Annotated in this window: 21 protein-coding genes and 1 pseudogene; 6 read left to right on the forward strand and 16 right to left on the reverse strand. The window is 59.2% G+C overall.

All coding sequences use genetic code 11. The features are described 5' to 3' along the window. Positions 1-3: 3 nt before the first annotated feature. The 5 genes from U3648_RS10525 to U3648_RS10545 form a co-directional block, all read right to left on the reverse strand. Entirely contained in the window at positions 4-783 is a 780-nt protein-coding gene (locus U3648_RS10525; RefSeq protein ID WP_420859212.1) for an ATP-binding cassette domain-containing protein, read from the reverse strand. Positions 784-824: 41 nt separating this feature from the next. Further along, a complete protein-coding gene (locus U3648_RS10530) occupies positions 825-1,910 on the reverse strand; it encodes an ABC transporter permease (RefSeq protein WP_420859187.1) in 1,086 nt (361 codons plus the stop codon). 103 nt (positions 1,911-2,013) lie between these two features. After that, positions 2,014-2,961 (reverse strand): substrate-binding domain-containing protein, encoded by a 948-nt coding sequence (locus tag U3648_RS10535; protein WP_420859188.1) that lies wholly within the window; start codon positions 2,959-2,961, stop codon positions 2,014-2,016. An 80-nt stretch (positions 2,962-3,041) separates the two neighbouring features. Next, positions 3,042-3,866 (reverse strand): TIM barrel protein, encoded by an 825-nt coding sequence (locus U3648_RS10540; protein ID WP_420859189.1) that lies wholly within the window; start codon positions 3,864-3,866, stop codon positions 3,042-3,044. A gap of 132 nt (positions 3,867-3,998) precedes the next feature. Further along, positions 3,999-5,027, reverse strand: a complete 1,029-nt coding sequence (locus U3648_RS10545; protein WP_420859190.1) for a LacI family DNA-binding transcriptional regulator — start codon at positions 5,025-5,027, stop codon at positions 3,999-4,001. Positions 5,028-5,174: 147 nt separating this feature from the next. Here U3648_RS10545 and U3648_RS10550 point away from each other — a divergent pair, with 147 nt between their 5' ends. Further along, on the forward strand, positions 5,175-6,182 hold the full coding sequence (locus U3648_RS10550; protein WP_420859191.1) for a LacI family DNA-binding transcriptional regulator: 1,008 nt from the start codon (positions 5,175-5,177) through the stop codon (positions 6,180-6,182). On the opposite strand, the gene U3648_RS10555 is transcribed toward U3648_RS10550, so the two are convergent. Continuing rightward, on the reverse strand, positions 6,179-7,336 hold the full coding sequence (locus tag U3648_RS10555; RefSeq protein WP_420859192.1) for a Gfo/Idh/MocA family protein: 1,158 nt from the start codon (positions 7,334-7,336) through the stop codon (positions 6,179-6,181). The two genes, U3648_RS10550 and U3648_RS10555, sit on opposite strands and share 4 nt — an antisense overlap. Before the next feature lie 53 nt (positions 7,337-7,389). Further along, on the reverse strand, positions 7,390-8,505 hold the full coding sequence (locus U3648_RS10560; protein WP_420859193.1) for a Gfo/Idh/MocA family protein: 1,116 nt from the start codon (positions 8,503-8,505) through the stop codon (positions 7,390-7,392). An 81-nt stretch (positions 8,506-8,586) separates the two neighbouring features. Between U3648_RS10560 and iolC the strand changes: the two genes are divergently transcribed. From iolC to U3648_RS10575, 3 genes are read left to right on the forward strand one after another with little or no spacing between them, the layout of a single operon-like run. Beyond that, positions 8,587-9,567 (forward strand): 5-dehydro-2-deoxygluconokinase, encoded by a 981-nt coding sequence (gene iolC / locus U3648_RS10565; RefSeq protein ID WP_420859194.1) that lies wholly within the window; start codon positions 8,587-8,589, stop codon positions 9,565-9,567. 9 nt (positions 9,568-9,576) lie between these two features. Continuing rightward, positions 9,577-10,416 carry a 5-deoxy-glucuronate isomerase gene (locus U3648_RS10570; protein ID WP_420859195.1) on the forward strand — a complete coding sequence of 280 codons (840 nt, stop codon included), beginning with the start codon at positions 9,577-9,579 and terminating at the stop codon, positions 10,414-10,416. Next, on the forward strand, positions 10,413-11,237 hold the full coding sequence (locus U3648_RS10575; protein ID WP_420859196.1) for a class II fructose-bisphosphate aldolase: 825 nt from the start codon (positions 10,413-10,415) through the stop codon (positions 11,235-11,237). The genes U3648_RS10570 and U3648_RS10575 overlap by 4 nt, the downstream gene beginning before the upstream one ends. Here the strand turns inward: U3648_RS10575 and U3648_RS10580 are convergent. The 3 genes from U3648_RS10580 to U3648_RS10590 are packed head-to-tail and all read right to left on the reverse strand — an operon-like array spanning position 11,234 to position 13,450. Continuing rightward, positions 11,234-12,040, reverse strand: a complete 807-nt coding sequence (locus tag U3648_RS10580) for a 3-methyl-2-oxobutanoate hydroxymethyltransferase (RefSeq protein WP_420859197.1) — start codon at positions 12,038-12,040, stop codon at positions 11,234-11,236. The two genes, U3648_RS10575 and U3648_RS10580, sit on opposite strands and share 4 nt — an antisense overlap. A gap of 3 nt (positions 12,041-12,043) precedes the next feature. Then, positions 12,044-12,355, reverse strand: coding sequence for a MocE family 2Fe-2S type ferredoxin (locus U3648_RS10585; protein WP_129683545.1), 312 nt, complete (start codon positions 12,353-12,355; stop codon positions 12,044-12,046). Positions 12,356-12,370: 15 nt separating this feature from the next. Continuing rightward, positions 12,371-13,450 (reverse strand): fatty acid desaturase family protein, encoded by a 1,080-nt coding sequence (locus U3648_RS10590; RefSeq protein WP_420859198.1) that lies wholly within the window; start codon positions 13,448-13,450, stop codon positions 12,371-12,373. A 147-nt stretch (positions 13,451-13,597) separates the two neighbouring features. Here U3648_RS10590 and U3648_RS10595 point away from each other — a divergent pair, with 147 nt between their 5' ends. After that, positions 13,598-14,638 (forward strand): LacI family DNA-binding transcriptional regulator, encoded by a 1,041-nt coding sequence (locus U3648_RS10595; RefSeq protein WP_420859199.1) that lies wholly within the window; start codon positions 13,598-13,600, stop codon positions 14,636-14,638. Positions 14,639-14,939: 301 nt separating this feature from the next. On the opposite strand, the gene U3648_RS10600 is transcribed toward U3648_RS10595, so the two are convergent. The 6 genes and pseudogenes from U3648_RS10600 to U3648_RS10625 all read right to left on the reverse strand — a co-directional run bounded on the left by U3648_RS10600 (position 14,940) and on the right by U3648_RS10625 (position 21,069). After that, a protein-coding gene (locus U3648_RS10600) for an IS3 family transposase (protein WP_420859200.1) occupies positions 14,940-16,093 on the reverse strand; the annotation gives its coding sequence in 2 pieces (ribosomal slippage) (positions 14,940-15,841 and positions 15,841-16,093; 1,155 coding nt in all). A gap of 193 nt (positions 16,094-16,286) precedes the next feature. Further along, on the reverse strand, positions 16,287-16,862 hold the full coding sequence (locus U3648_RS10605) for an IS630 family transposase (protein ID WP_420859201.1): 576 nt from the start codon (positions 16,860-16,862) through the stop codon (positions 16,287-16,289). Positions 16,863-16,878: 16 nt separating this feature from the next. Then, entirely contained in the window at positions 16,879-17,241 is a 363-nt protein-coding gene (locus U3648_RS10610) for a helix-turn-helix domain-containing protein (protein WP_420859202.1), read from the reverse strand. Positions 17,242-17,739: 498 nt separating this feature from the next. Continuing rightward, positions 17,740-19,116 carry a sensor histidine kinase gene (locus U3648_RS10615; protein WP_420859203.1) on the reverse strand — a complete coding sequence of 459 codons (1,377 nt, stop codon included), beginning with the start codon at positions 19,114-19,116 and terminating at the stop codon, positions 17,740-17,742. Further along, positions 19,113-19,793 (reverse strand): response regulator transcription factor, encoded by a 681-nt coding sequence (locus tag U3648_RS10620; protein ID WP_420859204.1) that lies wholly within the window; start codon positions 19,791-19,793, stop codon positions 19,113-19,115. Before U3648_RS10620 ends, U3648_RS10615 begins: the two co-directional genes overlap by 4 nt. Positions 19,794-20,136: 343 nt before the next feature. Continuing rightward, positions 20,137-21,069, reverse strand: a pseudogene (locus U3648_RS10625) (IS5 family transposase). A gap of 359 nt (positions 21,070-21,428) precedes the next feature. Here U3648_RS10625 and U3648_RS10630 point away from each other — a divergent pair. Continuing rightward, positions 21,429-22,231 (forward strand): PKD domain-containing protein (locus tag U3648_RS10630; protein ID WP_420859205.1); only part of this gene is annotated, 803 nt, incomplete at its 3' end.

A 22,231-nucleotide genomic window follows, 5' to 3' on the forward strand; every position in this document is an offset into this window, starting at 1 on the left:
GGGTCAGGCGACCCCTTCGATATCGTATTCCGGTTGGGTTTTGGCCCCGGTGATATAGGCCACCACGTCCTGCCCATCGGTTTCCGACTTGTTCAGGTTGGCCACGATCCGGCCCCGGCGGAAGACGATGATCCGGTCCACAAGGTCCATGACCTGCCGCATGTTGTGGCTGATCAGGATCAGCGGCTCGCCCTGTTCCTTGAGCGTGCGGATGATGTTTTCCACCTGCGCGGTTTCCTGCACCCCAAGCGCGGCGGTGGGTTCGTCCATGATTGTCAGTTTCGAATGGAAACTGGCCGTCCGGGCGATGGCCACACATTGCCGTTGCCCCCCCGACATCCGTTCGATGGTATTGTTGATGTTGGGGATCTTCACACCGGTCTTTTCCAACGCCGCAAGCGTATCCGCCCGCATCGCCTTGTAATCCAGCAGGCGGAACGGACCCAGCCAGTCCCACTTGGTCTTTTCGCGGCCAAGGAACAGGTTGTCGGGCACGTCCAGGTGGTCGGCCAGCGCAAGGGTCTGGAACACCGCCTCGATCCCGGCGCGGCGCGCATCGAGCGGCCCGTCGAAATGTACCGGCTTGCCGTCAAAGATGACCTCGCCCCGGGTGCGTTGTTCGACGCCGGTGATCTGGCGCACGAAGGTGGATTTCCCCGCCCCGTTGTCGCCCATGATCGCCACGTGTTCGCCCTTGCGCAGGATGAAATCGGCCCCTTCCAGCGCGTGGACCCCACCGTAGTGCTTGGTCAGGTCACGGGTCTCAAGGATGATGTCGCCCATGTCGTGAAGTTCGATACCACTCATGTCTTTCTCCTCCCCGATCAGGACCGCGACGCGGCGCGTTGTTGCCGCCACTGGTCAAGAACCGCAGCGCCGATGATGATCGCGCCCATGGCCATGAGCTGGAAATAGGCATCCAGTTTCACGTAGGTAAACCCGGACTGGATAACGCCGAACACCATGGCCCCCAGAACCGTGCCGATGATCGATCCGCGCCCGCCGGTCAGGCTGATGCCACCGATGACCGCCATGGCGATGGCGAACAATTCATAGAACAGGCCCATCCCGGATTGCGCCGTCAGGTTCTTGGAACTCAGGACGATAGCCGCAACCGCCGCGAGCATCGAAGCAATCATATAGACCAGAACCTTGTGCCGCTTGACGTTGATCCCGGACATGCGCGCGGCATCTTCGTTCGACCCGATCGCATAGGTGTGCTTGCCGTAGACGGTATAGCGCAGCAGGAAATGGCACAGCACTGCAAGAAGGGCGAACCAGATCACCGGCATCATGCCGGAGCCGAGCCAGGCATAGCTTTCGGTGGGGAAGGAGACCGGCTGGCCCCGGGTCCACCACTGCGCGATACCGCGGCAGATCAGGAACATGCCCAGCGTGGCGATGAACGGCGGGATGCGGGTGAAGGCGATGAAGGCCCCGTTGATTGCCCCGATCATGGCGCCAAAACACAGGCCGACGATAATCGGCACGATGACCGGAAGGTCAAAGGCCCATGGTCCGAAAACCGCCTTGGGGTTGGGGTTGCCGTTCACCAGTTCGGTCTGGGCGAAGGACATCACGATCATCGCGGTCGCGGCAACCAATGGCCCCGACGACAGGTCGATCCCGCCCGAGATAATCACCTGCGTGACCCCCAGCGAAATGATCCCGATGATCGACACCTGAAGGATGATGATCTTCAGTCGTGCGATGTTCAGGATGGTTCCGTCCCGGTCGGTATTGAAATCGAACAGGAAGCTTTGGTTGTTCATATAGGGCAGCACCTGCCCCATGAGTTCGAAAATAAGAACGATGATCACCAACGCGATGAAGATGTTGATCTCGTTTGGCAACGCCCGTTTGGACTTGTCATAGGTCAGTCCGCCGACCCCATGCGCTTGATCCGCCATTTTCGGCTCCCCTGAAGTCTTCATCCCTGCCCGGCCCTGATCCGCCGGACGATTGCGGCAGGGCGCAGAAAACGCCCCGCCGCCGGTTTGTGCGGTTGCCCGCTTAGTTGCGCGACAGGAAGTCGGCGACGTTGGCCGGGGTCACCAGCTGGAACGGGATGTAGACCTTCTGGTCCACGTCTTCGCCACGGGCCAGCGCCAGTGCCGCGTCAACCGAACCTTCGCCCTGACCGAAGGCGTCCTGGAACACGGTGGCGTCCAGATCGCCAGCCTGCATCGCAACCAGCGCGTCCTGCGTGGCGTCGACGCCAACCACGATCACATCTTCCATGCTCACGCCGGATGCCTTCATCGCCTGAATGGCGCCGATGGCCATTTCGTCGTTGTTGGCAAAGACGATGTCGAAGGATTCACCGGAAGACATCCAGTTGGTCATCAGGTCCTGCGCTTCGTCACGCGACCAGTTGGCGGTCTGACGGTCGAGGATGTTGATGAAGTTGCACATGTCCATGCCGACGACATCGTCAACGTCCTTGGTCCGCTGCACAGCGGCCTGGTTCGACAGCTGACCCATCATCAGGTAGGCGTTTGCGCCACCGGCAAGGCCAGCCGCACGGGCCAGTTTGCAGGCCTCGAACGCGGCAAGCGTGCCGGATTCGATTTCGTTCGACGCAACGAAAGCCTGGTTGTCGGGCAGCGTGTCGACGTTCACCGGCTGACGGTTGACATAGACCAGCGGGATGCCCGCGGCTTCGGCAGCGGCGGTCATGGCCTCGGTGGCCGAGGTGTCCACGGCGTTGACGATGATCGCATCCACGCCAGAGGCGATGAAGTTGTTGATCTGGTCAAGCTGCTTGGCCACGTCGTCGGTCGCGTCTTCGACCTGCAGGTCGACACCGTCCAAACCGGCGGCATATTCGACCATGCCGTTGCGCATGACGGTCAGGAAGTTGTCATCGAAACGTGCGATCGACGCGCCGATGGTTTCTGCAAAGCTGGCGGTTCCAAGCACAGAGGCAAGGGCCGTCGCGGCGATAAGGGTCTTCTTCATTGGGTTCCTCCCATAAGCGGTGTCCGGCGCACCGTTTCCCAAGCCGGATGTCCCCGTTTCCCGGGGCTGAAACATCCCCGTCAGGCGTCCTCTGCGACCTGAGCGGAAATGAATTCGAATGAGCGCTTCAGGGCCGTGAACGGGTCCGTCAGCGCATGTGTTTCAGGCGAAAAGCATTCGTAAGAGATCGGTCCGGAGTAGCCCGCGGCCAGCAGCGCCCCGATCTGTTCGACATTCCCAAGCCGGTCGTGTTCGTCGACCAGCACCCGGTGTTCGTCTTCCATCTGGTCAATGGCCAGCGCGGGATCGACCACACCCGAGATATGCACGATCCCCGTTTCCGCCGGAAACAGCGGCCCACCCCCGGCAAGGGTGTGGTGAAAAGTATCGTGCACAATCTTGAAGACATGACCGGCGTCCAGCGCATGAATCGTCTCAACCGTTTCCTGCTTGGACCGCAGCGACGACCGGCCAAAGCCCAGCGGTTCGACCAGTGCGACAATGCCCGCATCCTCCAGCATCGGGCGGATCGCTTTGAGCGCGATGCGCAGGTTGGCATGGCGTTCGCCGTTTCCGGTCTGGGTGCCGTCGTTACGGGGGATCAGGCTGATGGTTTCCGCGCCGCAGGCCTGTGCCGTCGCGATCAGTGCACGGACCTCAGCGGCGATGTCATCCGACCAGCTGTTGAACGGGTAGACCTGGCTCAGGCCGACCAGACGCAGGCCCCGGTCCCGCGCCATGGCCCCTGCCGTTGCCGGATCAGCGCCATCGAACAGCGGGCGTTGCAGATCATTGCGCACCTCGACGCCGATGCACTCCAGCCGCGCCGCGAGGTCCAGAAAGGCGTCATAGGACAGCCCCGGAACAGTCATGTGGTTCAGCGCGGTGGTCAGCACCCTGGTCATCCTCCCCCTGCGACGTAACGTAACAGGCTCGCGAATTGGTGCTCCCGGCAGCCGATTCCGTCAATCGGGCGGGGCGCTGATTCCCTCAATCGTGATGTTTTTCTGCGCAAGCAAAATGATGTTTTTGCATCATCAAATGATTTCCGGAAGCACGATCCGGGGATCCAGAAAATGCTGCTCAAACGCGGTTTCATTGGGCTCCGCGCGCGCCTTGATCGCCAGGTCGATGGTGCTCTGGCACAGCTCTTGCAACGGCGTCACCATCACCATCTGGATATAACCATCGAGCAGTCCCGCCCTGCTGTCCGGGGTCACTTCATTGACGACAAGCCGAACCTTTCCCGGCGGCCGTGCCTCTCGTAGGGCGGCGATTGCCCCTTCCATCCCGCCGCCCGCAACATAGATGCCGCGGAGGTCAGGGTGACGATCCAACAGGTTCAGCGTCGCCTCGTAGGTCAGTTGCCGGGTTTCAAGGTTCACCAGCGCCTCGAGCGTTTCGTAGCCCGGCGCATTCTCCCGCATGAAGGCGCGAAATCCGACCTCGCGCAGGTCGTGACCGTGCCAGCGATTGCCACCCACGAAGATCGCCACCTTCCCGGGCGAGGCGGTCTGGGTCAGCATCCAGGCCGCCTGCCTGCCAACTTTGATATTGTTCAACCCTATGTAACTTCTACGAATTCCCTGCGCAAAGTCATTCAAAAGCGAGAAGGTCGGCACCCCTTTCGACTTCAGGTCGCCAACGGCCTTGTCCAATGCGGGATGGTTCACCGCGATCCCGGCGACGGCATCCGACACCCGGCCAAGGTCCAGCAGAAGTTCGGCAAATTCGGCTGGGGATTGTGACTGGGCAAACCGGATCGTGATTGATCCGCGAATGTCGGTGCGCGACGCGATAGCCCGCTCCGCCTCGGCCCGGAAGGCTTGATAGAAGGGTTGCTTTTCCTTCAGCAGCAGCAGCCCAAGCCGAAGTTCCGGTACAGAGGCGTCAAGCCGATAGTCAATCACCCCCCGCGCGTGATAGCCGACCTCGCGGGCTGCCTCGGCGATCTTGCGCAGGGTCTCCTCGCGGACCTTGGCCCGCCCGTTTAACGCGCGGTCAATGGTTGCCGTGCTCAGCCCCGACGCGCGGGCCACATCCTTGATCGTCGCTCTGCGGGCCATGGCACATCCCCTTCTTCAGCGCGTCCCAGTTGATCACAGATGATGTATTTTCGGCAAGTGTTCAGAAAATTCGGCGCAGATCTTGCAACGGGTTGCAAAAACCGTGGCCTCGGCATCTGATAGGAAGGCCCTTCTAACGGAGCCCGAATGCCCATCACCCTTCAGGATGTCGCGCTACGCGCTGGCGTGTCGAAATCCGCCGTGTCGCGCACCTTTACGCCGGGAGCGTCAGTTTCGGCCAAGACCCGCGCCAAGGTCGAGGCGGCGGCCACCGAACTGGGCTATTCGCCGAACGTCCTTGCCTCCAGCCTGACGACGGGAAGGACCAAGCTGATTGGGCTAATCTCGAATAACTTCGCCAACCCCTATTTCCTTGAGATCTTCGACAGGTTCACCCGCGCCCTTCAGGCCGCCGAGTTGCGCCCGCTTCTGGTAAACCTCAGCGACGAGGGGGATGCGGAACGGTCGCTCAACATGTTGCGGCAGTACAATGTGGACGGGGTGATCGTCGCGTCCTCCAGCTTACCGCCGGAGTTTTCAAACATGTTCCAAAAGGCGGGATTGCCGGTGGTTCATGTGTTCGGCTGGTCATCGCCGGCGCGGCACGCCGACCTAGTCAGCATAAACAACGCCGGGGCCGGCCGGTTGGCAGCGCAGGCCATGATCGACCGCGGCTATCGCAGGGTCGGGTTTCTGGGCGGTCCGCGCACGGCGGCCACAACGGGTGACCGGTTGCAGGGCTTTATCGACGGGTTGGCAGAGGCGGGGATCACCCCGGTCGTCCGCTATGCCGGGGCCTATTCCTATGGATCGGGCCGTGCCGCAATGGCCGAGGCGCTAACCGATGCCGCCGGGGTCGAAGCATGGTTTTGCGGCGATGACGTGATCGCCGTGGGCGCGATGGATGCGGTCCGGCAGGCCGGCAAATCCATCCCGGGCGATGTCGGTCTGCTTGGGTTGAACGATATGGCCATGGCGGGGTGGGATCACGTGTCTCTGACCACCATCCGGCAACCGACCGAGGATATCGTCACCACGGCGGTCGGCCTGATCCGGGACCGGATCGCCGACCCAGACAGGGCGCCGCAGCGGCGGCTCTTGCCCTGCACCTTGGTCGAAAGGGCGACCCTGCGGGCCGCCCCCACCCGTCCCTAGCGGAACATCGGCGGCCGGGCGTCGACCCAAGTGCCGTCGGCCTTGCCGCTTTCCGCCACCGCAAAGACAGCCGCCATGGACCGCAGCCCGTCTTCGGCGCGCGGGTATAGATCGGCGGCGGGGTCCATGGCCCGCCCTTCCTTCCCTGCCCGGATCGCCTCGGCCAGGTCGGCGTAGATATTGGCGAAGGCCAGCGGCATCCCCTCGGCGTGCCCGACGGTGACCCGGCTGGTGCGGTCGGCCTCCGGCGACAACCCGCCTTCGCCCCGTTCGATCACCTGCAATCGCCCACCCAGGGGCATCCAATACAGTTGGTTCGGCTGTTCCTGCGCCCAGCGCAGCCCGCCCTTTTCCCCGAAGACCTGGAGCGTCAGCCCATGTTGCCGCCCAAGGGCAATTGACGACGTCCAAAGACGCCCAACCGCACCTCCGTCAAACCGCAGGTTGACCATAGCATCGTCTTCCAACTCGCGGCTGGCGATGCAGGACACGGTATCGGCGCTCAGTTTTTCGGCCTCTTGCCCGATCACGAAGGACGCCATGTGCAGCGCATGAATGCCACAATCGGCAAACTGCGCACTGACCCCGGCCTGCGCCGGGTCATACCGCCAACGGACGCGCGGATTGTCGGCATCCGCGGCATCGGCGTGGTGCCCATGGGCGAATTCCGCCTTCACCAACCGGATCGCCCCAAGATCGCCCCGCGCCACCATCGCCCGCATGTGCCGGACAAGGCTGTAGCCGGTATAGCCGTAGTTGACCGCGCAGATGCGCCCGACGGATTTCGCCAGTTTCACGATCTCCTCGCCTTCTTCGACGGTCATCGTCATCGGCTTTTCGCACAGGACGTGAAACCCGGCCTCCAGATAGGCCTTGGTGATTTCGAAATGGGTCGCGTTCGGCGTGGCGACGGTGACAAGGTCGATCCGGTCATCACGGCCCTTTTCGCCCTCCAGCATCTCGCGCCAGTCGCCATAGGCGCGGTCGGCAGCAAGGCCAAGCCGCTGGCCATAGTCGCGACCCGCGTCGGGACGGTGATCCAGCGCCCCGGCGGTGAATTCGAAATGCCCGTCAAGGCCCGCGCCCAGACGGTGTGCTGGGCCGATCTGGCTGCCTTCGCCGCCGCCGATCATGCCCCAACGCAGTCTTGCCATTGCTGTCGTCTCCTGTGGTTGTCGGGGCCGGTCTTGTCCGCCGGGCACCCGGTTTAGGGGGTTATCTTAAACTCGCTGACGTCGACCCAGGCCTCGCGCGATTTGGAGGCCTCTGCCGCGGCAATCACCTCGGCCACGGCAAGCCCATCGCGGAAGGTCGGCCAGATCGCCTGCCCGGTGTGGATGGCGGTCAGGAAATCCTTGGCTTCAATGATGATCTGATCCTGATAACCGGTGCCGTGCCCGGGACCCTGACAGAACGGAAGGTAATCGGGATGGGCCGGACCGGTCAGGATCTTGCGGAACCCGCGCGTGGCTTCTGGCCCCTCGGCCAGATACAGCCAGACCGCGTTCTGGTCTTCCTGATCAAAGCGGATCGCGCCCTTGGTTCCGGTAATTTCATAGGCATAGCCCATCTTGCGCCCGGTCGCGACGCGGCTGGAAAAGATATGCCCCATCACCCCGTTTTTAAACCGGCACATCAGCTGCGCCTGATCGTCATTGTCGACGGTGCCGCCGGGCCGGTCCACATGGACGGTTTCATAGTCCGCAAACACCCGCGCAATCGGCCCCATCAGGGCCAATGCGGCGTTGATCGGATGCGGTGCCAGATCGCCCAGGTTGCCGTTTGCCATGCCCTTGCAGCGCCAGTTGAACGGTTCGTCCGGGTCCGACAGGAAATCCTCGGTATGCTCCATCCGAAACCACGTGACCCGCCCGATGGTGTCGCCGGCCAGCAATTGGCGTACGAACTGGCTGGCGGGGGTGCGGATGTAGTTGAACCCGATCATGTTCGGCACGCCTGCCGCCTCGGCCGCGGCGACCATGGCCCGCGAATCCTCGATCGTGTCGGCCAGCGGTTTTTCACACAGGACAGGCTTGCCCAGCGCAAGGGCTGCTTCGGCGATGGCGCGGTGGGTCTCCTGCGGCGAGGCGATGACCACCGCCTCGACTGCCGGGTCGTTGACCAGCGCCTGCCAATCGGCAGCCGCCCGGGCAAAGCCAAAGGCCGCCCGATACTGCTCCGCGCTTGCGGGGGACGAGGCCGCGATCATCTCAAGCCGGGGACGCAACGGAGTGTCGAAGATTGCCCCGACCGAGGACATCGCCACCGAATGGGCCTTGCCCATGTAGCCGCCCCCGACGATCCCAATTCCGATTTCGGGCATGGCACCCTCCCCACTATTGCAACCGGTTGCAAAATATGTATCGTCGGCGCAATTCCAGTGCAACTCCAAACGAGCGTGCCCATGAAAGAATTGAAACGCCTTGCCGGAAAGGGCTTCCTTGTCATCGGACGGGCGGGGATGGATCTGTACGCCGATCCGCCGGGAACCCCGCTTGAACAGGCGACCGCCTATACCACCGCCCTTGGCGGATCGTCGGCCAATATCGCGGCGGGCCTGTGCCGTCTGGGCTGCGATGCCGCGCTTGTCACCTGCGTGTCGGACGATGCGGTTGGCCGGTTCTGTCTGGCCCAGCTGGATGCCTATGGCGTCGACCGCCGCTTTGTCCGGACCGTGGGGGGCGAAGCACGCAATTCGTTGGCGCTGGCCGAAACCCGCTGGGACGGGTTCCAATCGGTCCTTTACCGCAACAACGCCGCCGATTTCACGATGGACGACCGCGACGTGACCGGCCTGCCCTATGCAGGCTTTTCCGTCCTTGTCACGACCGGGACGGTTCTGGCGGCCGAACCATCGCGCAGCGCGACCTTCCGTGCCTTCGATCTGGCGAAGGCAGCGGGGCTGCCGCTGGTATTCGACGTGGACTACCGCCCCTATTCCTGGCCCTCGGCCGAGGTCGCGGCAGAGGTCTATTCCCGCGCGGCCAACCTGTGTGACATCATCATCGGCAATGATGTCGAATTCAGCTTCATGGCCGGACCGGGTGGCGACGGGTTGGAAAAGGCGCGGTCTCTGGTCCGGGACGGGGCGCTGATCGTCGTCTACAAGATGGGCGAAAAGGGCGCGATCACGATCACCCCCGAGGGCGAGACCCGCACCGGCATCTATGAGACGAAAGCCATCAAGCCCATCGGCGCGGGCGACAGTTTCATGGCCGGCTTCCTTGCCGGTCTGGCGGAAGGCGACAGCGTGGCCGATGCGGTTCAGGTCGGGTCCGCCGCCGCCGCGCTGGTGGTGTCCCGCGTCGGCTGCGCCCCTGCCAGCCCGACCCGCGCCGAACTGACAGACTTCATGGCGCGCGCCCAGATGCGCCCCGCCGGATAGGAGAGAGACATGCACATTCCCCCCTTCGACAACGCCAATCAGCCGATCGTCGACGCGGATCACCCGTTGGTTCCGCTGAACTATTTCAACATCGTCAAGTTGCAGCCGGGCGAGACCTATGACTACCGCCTGCCCGGCTACGAAACCTGCATCGTGCCCGCGACCGGCACGGTGGATGTGGAAACCGGCGGCGAAACCTATGCCGAAATCGGCAACCGGGGCGCGGATGTCTGGGATGGCGAACCGGAAGGGGTCTATGTGCCCACCGACACCGGCGCCCGGATCACCGCCCGAACCGCGACAGAGGTCTTCATCGCCGGCGCGAAATTCGCCGAGACGCTAAAGCCCTTCGCCGTGCGCAAGCATGAGTTGGATGTGGTGCAATACGGGTCCGACGACACCAAGACCCACCGCAAGATCAAGCACATCCTTGGGGCGTCCTACCACGACCGGGTGGGCCGTCTGCTGGTGTCGGAACTGTTCACCGTGGGCGCGGGCGGCTGGTCCGGCTTTCCGTCGCACAAGCATGACACCGACCGCCTGCCGGACGAAACCCGCCACGACGAGACCTATAACTTCCGGTTCAAGCCCGACTACGGGTCGGGCCTGCAGATGTTGCAGCGCGAAGACAATGAACCGGGCGACGCCTATCACGTCATGAACGGGTCCACCGTGCTGATCGACAAGGGCTATCACCCCTGCTGCGTGCTGCCGGGATATGAAATGTACTATTTCACCATCCTGGGCGGTCTCAGCCAGCGGTCGCTGAAGCAGTATTTCCAGCCAACCCATGCCGAACAGCTGCACACCATCCCCGGCATCATGGATATGGTGGCCAAGTTCAAATGACCCGCGCGACGCTGGCAGAGGTGCTACAACCGGCCCTGCGCGACGGCTATGCCGTGGCGGGGCTGGTCTGTCTTGGGTGGGAGGACGCCCGCGCCTATGTGGCGGCGGCAGAGGCCGAGGGCGCGCCGGTGATCCTTCAGGCCGGGCCGGGGGCGCGGGCACATATGCCCCTGCCCGTCTGGGCCGCGATGTTCCACGCGCTGGCGGATGCGGCGACCGTGCCGGTCGTGTCCCACCTTGACCACGGCAAGTCAGCGGCGGAATGCCATGAGGCGATCGCGCTCGGCTTCACCTCGGTCATGTTCGACGGATCGGCCCTGCCCTTGGAGGACAATATCGCCCAAACCCGCGCCATCGTGCAGGCCGCACATGCCGCAGGCGTGTCCTGCGAGGGCGAGATCGGGTTCGTCGGCTATGACAAGGGCGCGGAGTCGCTGGGGACAGACCCGGCAGAGGCCGCCCGTTTCGCGGCGGAAACCGGGGTGGATGCGATGGCGATTTCCATCGGGAACGTGCATTTGCAGACCAGTCAGGCCGCCGAGATCGACCGCGCCCGTCTGGCCGGGATTGAGGCGGGAACCGATGTGCCGCTGGTGATCCACGGCGGGTCGGGCCTGCTGCATGACCTGCGCCGCACGCTCGCCCGCGACAGCGCGATCTGCAAATTCAACATCGGCACGGAACTGCGGATGACCTTTGGTCAGGCGCTGCGCGACACGCTGACCGCCCACCCCGACCGGTTCGACCGGATCGGCATCCTCTCCGCCGTCGAAGAGCCGCTCATTGTGCGGGCGCGTGAGGTGATCCGCGGGCTACTCTAAGTCGCGCTGACAAAGGCCTCGAACGCCGCGAATTCGTCGTCCGCGATGGGCACCACATGCTCATTCGCCGGGTAAGTGCCGCTGGACACGTCCGCCTTGAACTCTGCGAAGGCGGCGATCCGTTCGGTTTGCAGCCGCGCGAATTCGGCGGCGAAGTTGCGGTAGGTCTTGGCATGGCGCGGTGCCTTGTTGGTGCCGTGGCCCAAGACGTCCTCGGCAAACAGGTATTGCGCATCGGCATGCGCCCCGGCCCCCATCCCCAGCATCAATAGTGGCGTGTTCTTGGCGATCACCTCTGCAACCCGGTCGGGGACAACCTCCAGCTCGGCCCCGAAGCAGCCGATCTCTTCCAGCCGTTTCACATGATCCCAGACCGCGCGGGCGCTGTCGGCGGTCTTGCCCACGGCCTTGAACCCGCCGGTCCAGGTGCATTGGCTGGGGATCAGGCCCACATGGGCCACCACGGGAATACCGTTGTCGCACAACGCCTTCTGGATATCGGGCGCGGCAGAACAATAGACGCAATCCCCGCCGATATTCATCGCCCGGAAGGCCGCGCGCAGATAGTCCTCGGCGGTCACCAGCTCTCCGTAAAGCAGGCCGACCTGCACAAAGCAGTTCCCCGCCGCCTCGCGCATGTCCGGGGTCCAGAGCGGATCGATGATCGACAGCATGTCGATCCCCGCTGCTGCGGCGGCGCGGGCCTCCTCCGGGGTTTCGACGAACAGCATGGTCAGCTTGTCGCCCCGCGCCTTGCGGGCGCGCAGGTCGGCGACGGTGGGGCGGTAGTGATAAAGGCCCATCGTTCAGACTTCGATCCAGACCCGGCCACCTTCGACCTTGGTCTTGTAGGTGTTCAGGTTCACGCAGGCGGGCGCGCGCATCGCTTCTCCGGTCCGGTAGTCGAAGGTCGCGTTATGCTTGGGGCATTCGATTTCGTATTCCATGACCAGACCGTCCTCCAGATGCACATGTTCGTGGGTGCAGAGGCCATCGGTGCAGAAGAAGTCCCCGTCCGGGCTGTGATAGATCGCAAAGGTCCGCCCGGCGTGGTCGAACCGGATCAGGTCTTCTTCCTCGATGTCGTCGGTGGAACAGGCATCAATCCATTGGGCCATCTGTGCGGTCTCCTTCTATTCGGCGGGCTGGCCAAGGGCTTCGACATGGAAGTCCTCGCGGTAGGGTTTGGCGGTGGGCGGCAGCTCGCGCTTGAGGAAATAATCCTCGTTCAGAAGCTGACGTTTGATGGCGGGCCACATCTCTCGGTAGGCGTCCAGGAACGACCGGTTGGGCGCGGGCAGGTCATGTTTGATCGCCGCGTGGAGGTCGGGCAGCCGGTGGTAGGGCACCATCGGGAACATGTGGTGTTCCACGTGGTAATTCATGTTCCAGTAGATGAAGCGGCTGATGGGGTTCAGGTAGACCGTCCGGCTGTTCAGCCGGTGGTCGATCACGTTTTCGGCCAGCCCGCCGTGCTGCATCAGCCCGGTCAGAACATGGTGCCACGCCCCGTATAGCCGCGGCAGACCGATCACCATCAGCGGCAGGATCGACCCTATCCAAAGCGCCAGCCCGATCACCGCAAGGTAGATCGCCAGCCAGATCCGGGCCACGCGAATGACCTTGGGCTGCTCGGTCTCGGGGATCCATGTCGCCTCTTCCGGGTGAATTTTCCCGGCCGCATTCAACAGCATCCGACGCACCCCGTTAATGGTGTCGAAGATGCCGAAGAAGTTGGCGAAGATCCGGGCCAGTTCGGGGGGCCGCATGAAGACGATCTCGGGGTCGCGCCCGACGATGATCGTATCGGTGTGGTGCCGGGTATGGGACCAGCGCCACGTGACCGGATTGCGGATCATGCAGAAGCTGGCGATCTGGTACATCCAGTCGTTGTAGTGCCGGGTCTTGAAGGCCGTGCCGTGGCTACATTCGTGCCAGCGGCTGTCCATCGCAGACCCGTACAGAACGCCATAAGCCAGCCAGAACGGCGCCGACCACCAGGACGGCCAGAGCGCGATGCCGATGCCTGCAAAAAGGATCATGGCACCGAACAGGATCACGGTATCGCGGATCGCAGGCCCGTCAGACCGTTGCATCAGCGCCTTCATCTCCTTGCGCGGGACATCCGTGTGATACCACTCCGCTGCCGCCAGCCCGGTTTCCACCGCCCGCCGCGCGTCCGGCCCCAACATGGAATAATCGCGTTTCGCCATCGCCCCGCCCCTTTTCGAGTTCGTCGGACAGAGCCTAGCCACGGGTCAGCGTAGGGATAAAGAATTTGCGGGACCAATCACATCAGTTTACATCAATCTTGCACCGTCACCATGACGCGAAACCATCACGCAAGTATCGGTCTACCCATGCCCCGCCGCCCCACCATCCATGACCTCGCCCGCGCCGCCGGGGTCGGCACCGCCACGGTAGACCGGGTCCTGAACGGCCGCGCCAATGTCTCGGCCCGGTCCCGCGCGGCGGTGGCAGAGGCCGCCAAGCGGATTGGATATGTCCCCGCTCACAACAGCCCCGCCCTTGAAGCCGCAGGCATAATCCCGCTGTCCTTTGTGCTGCACAAGGCAACGCAGGATTTTTACCGCGCCTTCGCCACGACCATCGAACAAGCCTGCGCCGATTGGCAGGGGGCGGATGTGCGCCCGACAATCCACTTCTCGCCCTCGCAGTCGCCCGAGGATTTCTGCCGAACGATCCGGGTCGCAGCCGAAGTGGGCGCAGCCGTAGCCGCCACAGCTATCAACCACCCACGCCTTCTGGACCTGACAAAGGACCTGATGGCGTCGGGCAAGCCGGTCTTTCCGTTGTTGAACGATTTTGGCGGTCCGGCATCGGCCGGGTATTTCGGTACGGACAACAGCAAGGTCGGGCGGCTGGCCGGGTGGATGATGGCGCGCAGCCTGCCATGCCAGGGCCGGGTCGCGGTTTTTGTCGGCGGCGCGCGTTGGCATGGGCAGGCCCTGCGCGATGCCGGGTTCCGTGAGGTGTTGGGCAAGCAGGCCCCTGGCGCCGCGCTGATCGACACGGTGGTGAACCTTGAAACCCGGCAACTGACCTATCAGGCCACGCTGGACCTGCTGCACCGGCACCCGGATATCGCTGGGCTTTACGTTGCCGGGGGCGGCATGGAAGGCGCAATTGCCGCCTTGCGGGACGAACGCCCGCCCGGCGCGGTATCTCTGATCGTGAACGAACTGACCCCGGACAGCCGCGCGGCCCTTGCCGACGGCTATGTCACAATGGTCCTTGCAACCCCGCTTCACCCGCTATGCCGCGCGTTGATCGGGCGGATGGTCGCAACAGTTGGGAAAAGCGCCGGGCCGGGCCGCGCCACAACCTTCGACCCGCAAATCTATTTGCCTGTCTCGTTCGACAAGGGTTCGCGGAGATGAAGGGAAAGCTCCTGGAGGCGAGTACCGGAATCGAACCGGTGTACACGGATTTGCAAATAATTTACTCATTATTAAGTAATTGATTTATATTAGTTTTATTTGCAAAATATGTTGATGCGTATCATAATGCGCAAATCCGTAAATATAACCTCCCAAGTTTTCGTAGTGTTGAACATAACGTTTCACCTGCGAATTTCACGGCAATAATCCTAGGTAAAAGGCCGCAGATCTAAAACTTTGGGCACATCTCGCAAGAGCCGAATGAGGTGCTCCCCATTCCTTGGACAGTTTCTGGCGCTTTCTAAGCTCTAACTTGCTCCTGCTGATCGGGTTGGGTTGCTTCGATTTGCAGTGAGTAGACCACTGCTGGTGGTCGGCTGCCAAGGGCTTTGTGCGGGCGGCGGTGATTATAGAACTCCATCCAGTTGCGGACACCGGCGCGTGCGTGCGATCCGGTCTCCCAGGCGTGCAGATAGACGCACTCGTATTTCAGGGTTCGCCACAGCCGCTCAATGAAGATGTTGTCCAGATAGCGACCTTTGCCGTCCATCGAGATGCGGATGCCCGACCGACGTAGGCGGTCTGTCCAGGCGAAAGATGTGAACTGAGATCCTTGATCGCTGTTCATGATGTCTGGCGGTCCGAACCGATAGATCGCCTCGTTCAGCGCTTCGACGCAGAAGTCGGCCTCCAGCGTATTGGATATCCGCCACGATAGACCCATCCGGGTATGCCAGTCCATGATTGCCACCAGATAGAGGAACCCGCGACGCATCGGCAGATAGGTAATGTCCACACACCAGACCTGGTTTGGCCGGTCTACCCGCAGCCCGCGCAAAAGGTAAGGATAGGTTTTGTGCCCTTTCGTCGGCTTGCTGGTGTTGGGTATCTGGTAGATCGGCATAAGGCACATCAGCCGCATGAGCCGACGGATGCGCTTCTCGTTCACCGCATGGCCATCGTTGCGCAGGTGCCACGTCATCTGTCGAACGCCGAAGAACGGCGTGTCGAGGAACTGCACGTCGATCAACCGCATCAACGCAAGGTTCTGCTCCGTCTCTTCCTGCGGCAAATAGTAGAACGACGACCGCGGGATCGATAGCAGTGTGCACTGCTGGCCGATGGACAGGTCCGGATGGTCGCGTTCGATCATACCGCGCCTCACTTCCCGCCCCAGGGCTTGAGCTTTCTTTCCAAAAAAGAGTTAGCCACTGCCAGCTCCCCGATCTTCGCGTGCAAATCCCGGACCTGATCTTCATCGATCACCGGCGCTTTGCGGCTGCCCCGTTCAAAAACACCAGACGCGCCATCCAGCAGCGCCCGTTTCCATTGGTTGATCATCGTTGGATGCACGCCGAACCGGCTCGCCAACTCCGACACGGTCGCCTCGCCTTTCAGCGCTTCCAGCGCCACCTTCGCCTTGAACTCAGGGGCATGCTGCTTTCGTTTCGACATCTTTGATCTCCTTCGTGGTGAAGATCAGCAGACAGCAAATCAGAGCTTACGTCAGTGTCCAGTTTTCGGGGAGCATCTCAGAAAGCCCATCATCGCGATGAGTAATACCACAGCAAAGCCAAGAACATCTCCGGCAAATATCGCTCCCGAGGCCTGCGCGTCAGACGTTTGAGCCTTCTAGAGTGTGTCGCGTTTAATCGGTTTTGTATCCTGCTGCCTTGAAGAAGTTGTAGCATTCCTCGTCGGTGAAGAGGTCGCACACATGACCGACAGCCTGCCAAAGTTCATGGTAGGTTCGGGCTGCAGCCTTTCGGATCAGGGCCTTGAGCTTCGAGAAGGCCATCTCGATCGGGTTGAGGTCGGGACTGTAGGGTGGCAGGAACAGGAACCACGCGCCGATATCGCGCATGGCCTTGGCTGCGCCGGGGCTCTTGTGGCTCGACAAGTTGTCGAGGATGACCACGTCGCCGGGACGCAGGGTCGTCACCAGCCGGGTCTCGACATAGAGGTCGAACAGCTCGCCGTTCATTGCGCCATCGATCACCCACGGGGCATCGAGGCGATCATGGCGCAGGGCGCCGATGAAGGTCTGGGTGCGCCAATGCCCAAACGGCGCGTGATCGACCAGACGTTGCCTGCGCGGGGCCCAGCCGGTGGTCTTGGCCATGTTCGTCTTGAGCGATGTCTCGTCGATGAAGGCCAGTCTTTCCAGATGCCTCGCCATGAAGGGCTGGCGTTTGCCGATCCAGATGCGGCGCAGGTTGGCCACGTCCTGGCGCTTCTGTTCAAGCGCTTGCAGGTCTTTTTTTGTGTGACAGCCCGAGCCTGAGCAGCAGCCGACCGACCGACGACCGATGCACCTTCACCCCGTGCTCCGCCGCCAGTTCCGCGGTCAACTCGTCAATCGTCAGATCGGGTTGCGCCGTGATCCGGCTCTCCACCCAGCCTTTGACGCCGGTCAGTTTACCGCGCCCGGGATTGCCCTGAGGTTTCGGTGCGAGCGAGCCGGTCTCGCGCTTGAGCCGCACCATGTCATTAACGAACTTGATCGACACGCACAGCCGCCGCGCCGCCTCTGTGTGCGTGCTGCCCTGCTCGACAAGCCGCACGGCACGTTCACGCAACTCAACAGGATGCGGTTTGCCCATCTCTGACCTCCATATCTGCCTGCAAGACATGGAATCATAGGACCACCATCAAGGAAATCCTGAATCTGGTCTGAGGCGACATGCTCTAAGGCCTCCACGCCTGACGCGCTTGCACCCGACGCAGGATCAGAATACCAAAATCCAACCCTCAGACCCTCGTTAGGATTGAGGGACCAAAAGGGCGCAGGTCAGGCGGCATCCCTTAATTGACGAGTTGAGGCAGGCAGCTTGTTCGCAATGCGGGCTTCAACTTGATAGTAGATTTTGAACGCCGCTTCAGCGGCATCATCCAAGTTATCGGTCGTGGCTGACGTAATTAGGCGCTTGCCATTTAGCAGTGTCAGCCGGCCGTGCCAGTTGTCCGAACCTGCTCATTTATCAAGGCGGAGTTTTTTTCCGAAATACGGAAAGGGATTGAGTAACTATTCATCCTGCTGTTTTATAGTCTTGCAGCCAAAATTTGTAACCCAGATACGCCTAACTCATAGATAAGTTTTTTCATCGACAAGGTAAGGACATTCTGACTGTAGAAGGCGAATTAGACACTACTTGCGCTATGCCCTTGTGGGCGGATAAAATTTTTCCAGTTAGAAACATCCCAATGCCGCTACCATTAGTTACGTTGGACAAAGCAGTGTTAAATCTAAAATAGATATCCCACACTTCTTGCCAATGGCTCGTTGGAATTCCTGCGCCTTCGTCGATAACGTCAATATGACAAACATTTTGCTCATCGCATGAAACGAAAAGACTAACGACACCATTGCCATGCTTAAATGCGTTTTCGATGATATTATCAATGGCGATATCAAACAGAAAGCAATCCGCTTGGAGGCTCCGGCCAAATGTGTTTTTGTCCAGTTTGAGATTCACGTTCCAACGAGATTGGACTGTATCAAAATAATATTTGATATCTAATTCCGAAATAGAAACGTTGTCAAGCAAGCTCGTTACGTCGTCAAAGTTGCGAACAGCTTGAATCTGTGCTATCATTTTATCTATTTCGTTTTCTAATTTCTGTAATTTTTCATACTTTGCATAGAATTGTGTTGCATCATATGCTGCATAATCCCCCAATGGGCGCATTGATTTACATAAAGATTTTGCCGAATTTATCGGCCGTACTATTTCGTGAGTGAGAAAATTATTAAGGTCTTTAAGGTCTTTCTTTTTTGCTTTCAAATCATTTAATAACTTGGTATTTTCAACGTTTTTGATTTTGATTTCAGACTTTACCCACTCAACGTGCGTCAGGGCAAACCCAAACCCGAGACCGAAAATTGTAAACACACCAATAGATACATATAAGTAAGAAAAATATACTATCATAAAATAGTGCTCGCGCAGAAATAAGAAAAACAACAGTCGAAGTAAACTAATGAATGCGAAGGAAAACGCAGACCAGGACAGGACAAATCGAGAAATTGGGTAATTCGACGAGCTTATTTTCAAAGAAAATAATCCAAAAAAACTGAAGGTTACAGTAAAAATTATGTCAACAACGGCTAGTCGAACGAAATAGGGCGGTGATTGGATCCAAGTGACAAAAATAAGAAAACCAAAACTAGCAACAACTGCGGCAAAAATAGTCAAAATTTTCCTGCCACTAGTAATATTTCCAAGTCCCACAAGAAGACAAGACACACCAAATAACATTAGCATTAGTGCGAACCCTCGGTAGGCTATAGTATTGGGGTCTTGTGCCAAGGTTAAAATAAGCGCCGAAATAGAAATTAAAAGAAAACCCAAGGACGCATTGCGAATCCCTGGAGGTGGGGTTTTGTCAACCGGCAACATCAGTAAAAGAGCAGATACAGAGAAACTTGACGTTGCCAAATACGGAAACTGCGCGCCAAAAATATCTGTCAAACTCATCTGTTGACCTCAGCGTTTTCGAGGAAAACATAGCCTACGTGTCGGACAGACTTAATGGGTAAAACATGTCCATTCTTTCGGAATTTTAATCGGAGGCGAGATAATGCAACTTCTACTCTTTTAACGCTACTTTCATCAAAAGCTGTAGTCATCGGAGAGATCAAGGAAAATATTTCATTTTTTGGGATAACAACATTTGGCGAGAGCATCAATCTCTCCATAATATTTCGTTCTGTCATCGTCAGTATTATGCTCTTGCCATATGGTGGGGCTAATGATAACTTTTTTGAATCAAGATGCCATGGTGCATCAGAAGAGCTGCATAGCTTACTTATATTTTTTCTTGCCAGCGTTGCTAGCTCCTCAACATCAATTGGCTTGGATATAAAAAAATCAGCACCAGCCTCAAGCAATGCCAGACGCGTACTCAAATCACTGTGTGACGAAACGATAAGGATAAAAGGACGATTATCTTGTGGTAGATTTTTTAAGACAGCGCGTCCATCCACTGAAGGCATTTCTAAATCAATGATAACGCATCCAAAATCATGCCAATTCAGTACATCGGCATAGGATCCATCTTTAAAGTGTAATATTTCTATTTTTTCTTCTGCAAAGTACTCTGTAATCTCTTGTGCAAAGTTCTCGTCGTCTTCAAAAAAAGCAACCTTTAACATCCTTAAGCCTCTTTCTTGGTATCGTTGCGCTTTTTTCTGTAGTAGTTAATCATTGGCAACAAAATGAAGGTCTGATTAACGGCTTCGGCGGCACCGACATTGCCACTTAAGGGCACTATGGGGCCAGACAGGCACCGTTTCCAGTGATTTTCGCGCTGTTTGAGCCTCCCGAGCGGCGTCGATGCCGATTTCAGACAGACTCGTCCTGTTGATTGTCACTGTGAACTTACTCGGTTTAGGCTCCAGGCTCATTGATTGTCAAAGCCGGAAGATGACGGTTGTGGCGAGGGGCTCTGTTGCACAAATCGGCTGATGGCCGAGGTTCCCCTTTCCCTGGCCGGACTCATCCCACGGACTCTGTGACGGGTATGCCGAGCGCCGTGTAGCCGTTCAGGACGGCGATGCGGACCTGAAGCTCGGCGACCTGTCGGTCGAAATCCCGTGCCATGAGGCGCTGCCCCAGCAGTTTCACACAGTGCATCTTCGTTTCGACGCGGCTTCGGCGGTGGTATCCGCTCCATCGTCGCCATAGGGCACGACCGAGGTATTTCGATGCCCGCAGCGCTTCGTTTCGTGCGACCGCGCCGGCGGTGACTGTCTTCCACGGTTTGGCGTTCTTGCGGGGCGGAATGACAGCGTGAGCACCGCGGTCAGCGATGGCATCGTGGCATTTGCGGGTGTCGTAGGCTCCGTCAGCGGTGACGCTGCCAATCTGCTCGTGCGCCGGGATCTGTTTGAGCAGGTCGGGTAGCACCGGCGCATCGCCGATGTGGCTCCCTGTGATCTCCACGGCTCGAACCTTCAGCGTTTGCTCATCAATCCCCAGATGGATCTTGCGCCAGACGCGCTGTTTCCGGCCGCCATGCTTGCGGGCGTGCCACTCGCCTTCGCCCTCGACCTTGATGCCCGTGCTGTCGATCAGCAAGTGCAGCGGCCCCTTGGACCCGCGATACGGTATGTTCACAGCCAAGGTCTTCTGGCGGCGGGACAGGGTGCTGAAGTCAGGCACCGCCCAGTCGGGGCCAACCAGCTGCAGCAGGCTCTCGACGAAGCCGGTCGTCTGTCTGAGCGCCATGCCGAATAGTACCTTCATCGAAAGGCACGTCTGAATGGCGGCATCGCTGTAGGTCTGCTGGCGGCCACGCCTGCCTGTCGGCGCGGCATCTCAGCTCATCTCGGGGTCGAACCAGATCGTCAGCGAGCCCCGGCGCTTGAGCGCTTCATTATAGGCTGGCCAGTTCCTGGTCTTGTAGGTCGGGGGTGTGGGTCTGCTCATGAACCCCGGCTACCACGCTGGATTCACGAGATGAATCCCTGACGGGATTTGTGCAACAGAGCCTCATTGAGAAATCCTGATCGCAAGAAAATGCAAGGATTTTTAAGGAAATGTAACTGGAGACTAACGTGCGAAAAATGCTTTTAAAAAAGCGTTCGCGGTATCGCAATCTCGCCTGGAAGCTGTAGCAGTTTTCAAGCCTTCTCAAAGTAGAATGCTTAGTTGACGTACAGGGTGCAGTAACGAAATTCCGGTATTGAGCGTTTCGATGGATCCTTTGGTCAAACAACTTCAATTCGTGCACTGATCTCAATCGCGGATGCTAACCCTAACCCCCTTATGTAGTATGTAGGATAAAAATGAAAAAATATTTATTTAACGCGGTCATCTCATTGGCGATGGTCCTGGCGGCGGCATCGGCCGTTTTTGCGCAGGACACTATATCGGTCGTGGAAGGTGAAACTTATCAAATTCCGGCGCTAGGGGCAGAGTCGACCGAGACTAGAGCCGTAATATATTTCGCTACAACTGCTAATGGGGTTGAACTGTTTTACAGTCGTGATGCTAGTTTTGGCACTTCAGGTCAACTTTTCGTTCAATCAGACGGAACGCCCAACACCGGTATAAGCACAGGCTTTATCGGAATTTCAAACCTATCAACTTTCCAATATGTGAGAGCAAACGTTTTAAACAGCTCACTTGTGAACGGGCAATACAGTTTTGAGGTTCAGATCTGGGGGGATTTAGACCCCGACACAAAAACGACCTTTATAGGCTTTTCCTCTGGCGCGCCTTCAAATGCGGCCCCTGTTGCGAATGCTGGTCCTGACCAAACGGTCTCCTCTGCGGCAAGCGTGACGCTGGATGGTACTACGTCCAGCGATGCCGACAGCGATGCCCTCACCTATGCATGGACGCAGACATCTGGCACATCTGTTACCCTCTCAAGCACTACAGCAGCGCAGCCCACCTTTACGGCTCCAACTTTGGCTGTCGGCGATGCAGATGCGGTGCTTGTGTTCTCCTTGACGGTCAATGATGGAACAGAATCAAGCTCAGCAGATGCCGTGACCATTACGGTTGAGGCGCCTTCAAATGCGGCCCCTGTTGCGAATGCTGGTCCTGACCAAACGGTCTCCTCTGCGGCAAGCGTGACGCTGGA

It is taken from the genome of Marivivens marinus, assembly GCF_035969385.1.
Lineage (GTDB): Bacteria > Pseudomonadota > Alphaproteobacteria > Rhodobacterales > Rhodobacteraceae > SELP01.

Bases quoted from the DNA above. Each gene is read 5' to 3' on its own strand.
- U3648_RS10560 (WP_420859193.1), bottom strand. From the start codon at position 8,505: ATGCCCGAAATCGGAATTGGGATCGTCGGGGGCGGCTACATGGGCAAG.
- U3648_RS10620 (WP_420859204.1), bottom strand. From the start codon at position 19,793: ATGTTAAAGGTTGCTTTTTTTGAAGACGACGAGAACTTTGCACAAGAG.
- U3648_RS10530 (WP_420859187.1), bottom strand. From the start codon at position 1,910: ATGGCGGATCAAGCGCATGGGGTCGGCGGACTGACCTATGACAAGTCC.
- iolC (WP_420859194.1), top strand. From the start codon at position 8,587: ATGAAAGAATTGAAACGCCTTGCCGGAAAGGGCTTCCTTGTCATCGGA.
- U3648_RS10570 (WP_420859195.1), top strand. From the start codon at position 9,577: ATGCACATTCCCCCCTTCGACAACGCCAATCAGCCGATCGTCGACGCG.
- U3648_RS10610 (WP_420859202.1), bottom strand. From the start codon at position 17,241: ATGGGCAAACCGCATCCTGTTGAGTTGCGTGAACGTGCCGTGCGGCTT.
- U3648_RS10550 (WP_420859191.1), top strand. From the start codon at position 5,175: ATGCCCATCACCCTTCAGGATGTCGCGCTACGCGCTGGCGTGTCGAAA.
- U3648_RS10575 (WP_420859196.1), top strand. From the start codon at position 10,413: ATGACCCGCGCGACGCTGGCAGAGGTGCTACAACCGGCCCTGCGCGAC.
- U3648_RS10580 (WP_420859197.1), bottom strand. From the start codon at position 12,040: ATGGGCCTTTATCACTACCGCCCCACCGTCGCCGACCTGCGCGCCCGC.
- U3648_RS10595 (WP_420859199.1), top strand. From the start codon at position 13,598: ATGCCCCGCCGCCCCACCATCCATGACCTCGCCCGCGCCGCCGGGGTC.
- U3648_RS10535 (WP_420859188.1), bottom strand. From the start codon at position 2,961: ATGAAGAAGACCCTTATCGCCGCGACGGCCCTTGCCTCTGTGCTTGGA.
- U3648_RS10525 (WP_420859212.1), bottom strand. From the start codon at position 783: ATGGGCGACATCATCCTTGAGACCCGTGACCTGACCAAGCACTACGGT.
- U3648_RS10540 (WP_420859189.1), bottom strand. From the start codon at position 3,866: ATGACCAGGGTGCTGACCACCGCGCTGAACCACATGACTGTTCCGGGG.
- U3648_RS10555 (WP_420859192.1), bottom strand. From the start codon at position 7,336: ATGGCAAGACTGCGTTGGGGCATGATCGGCGGCGGCGAAGGCAGCCAG.
- U3648_RS10590 (WP_420859198.1), bottom strand. From the start codon at position 13,450: ATGGCGAAACGCGATTATTCCATGTTGGGGCCGGACGCGCGGCGGGCG.
- U3648_RS10615 (WP_420859203.1), bottom strand. From the start codon at position 19,116: ATGAGTTTGACAGATATTTTTGGCGCGCAGTTTCCGTATTTGGCAACG.
- U3648_RS10585 (WP_129683545.1), bottom strand. From the start codon at position 12,355: ATGGCCCAATGGATTGATGCCTGTTCCACCGACGACATCGAGGAAGAA.
- U3648_RS10545 (WP_420859190.1), bottom strand. From the start codon at position 5,027: ATGGCCCGCAGAGCGACGATCAAGGATGTGGCCCGCGCGTCGGGGCTG.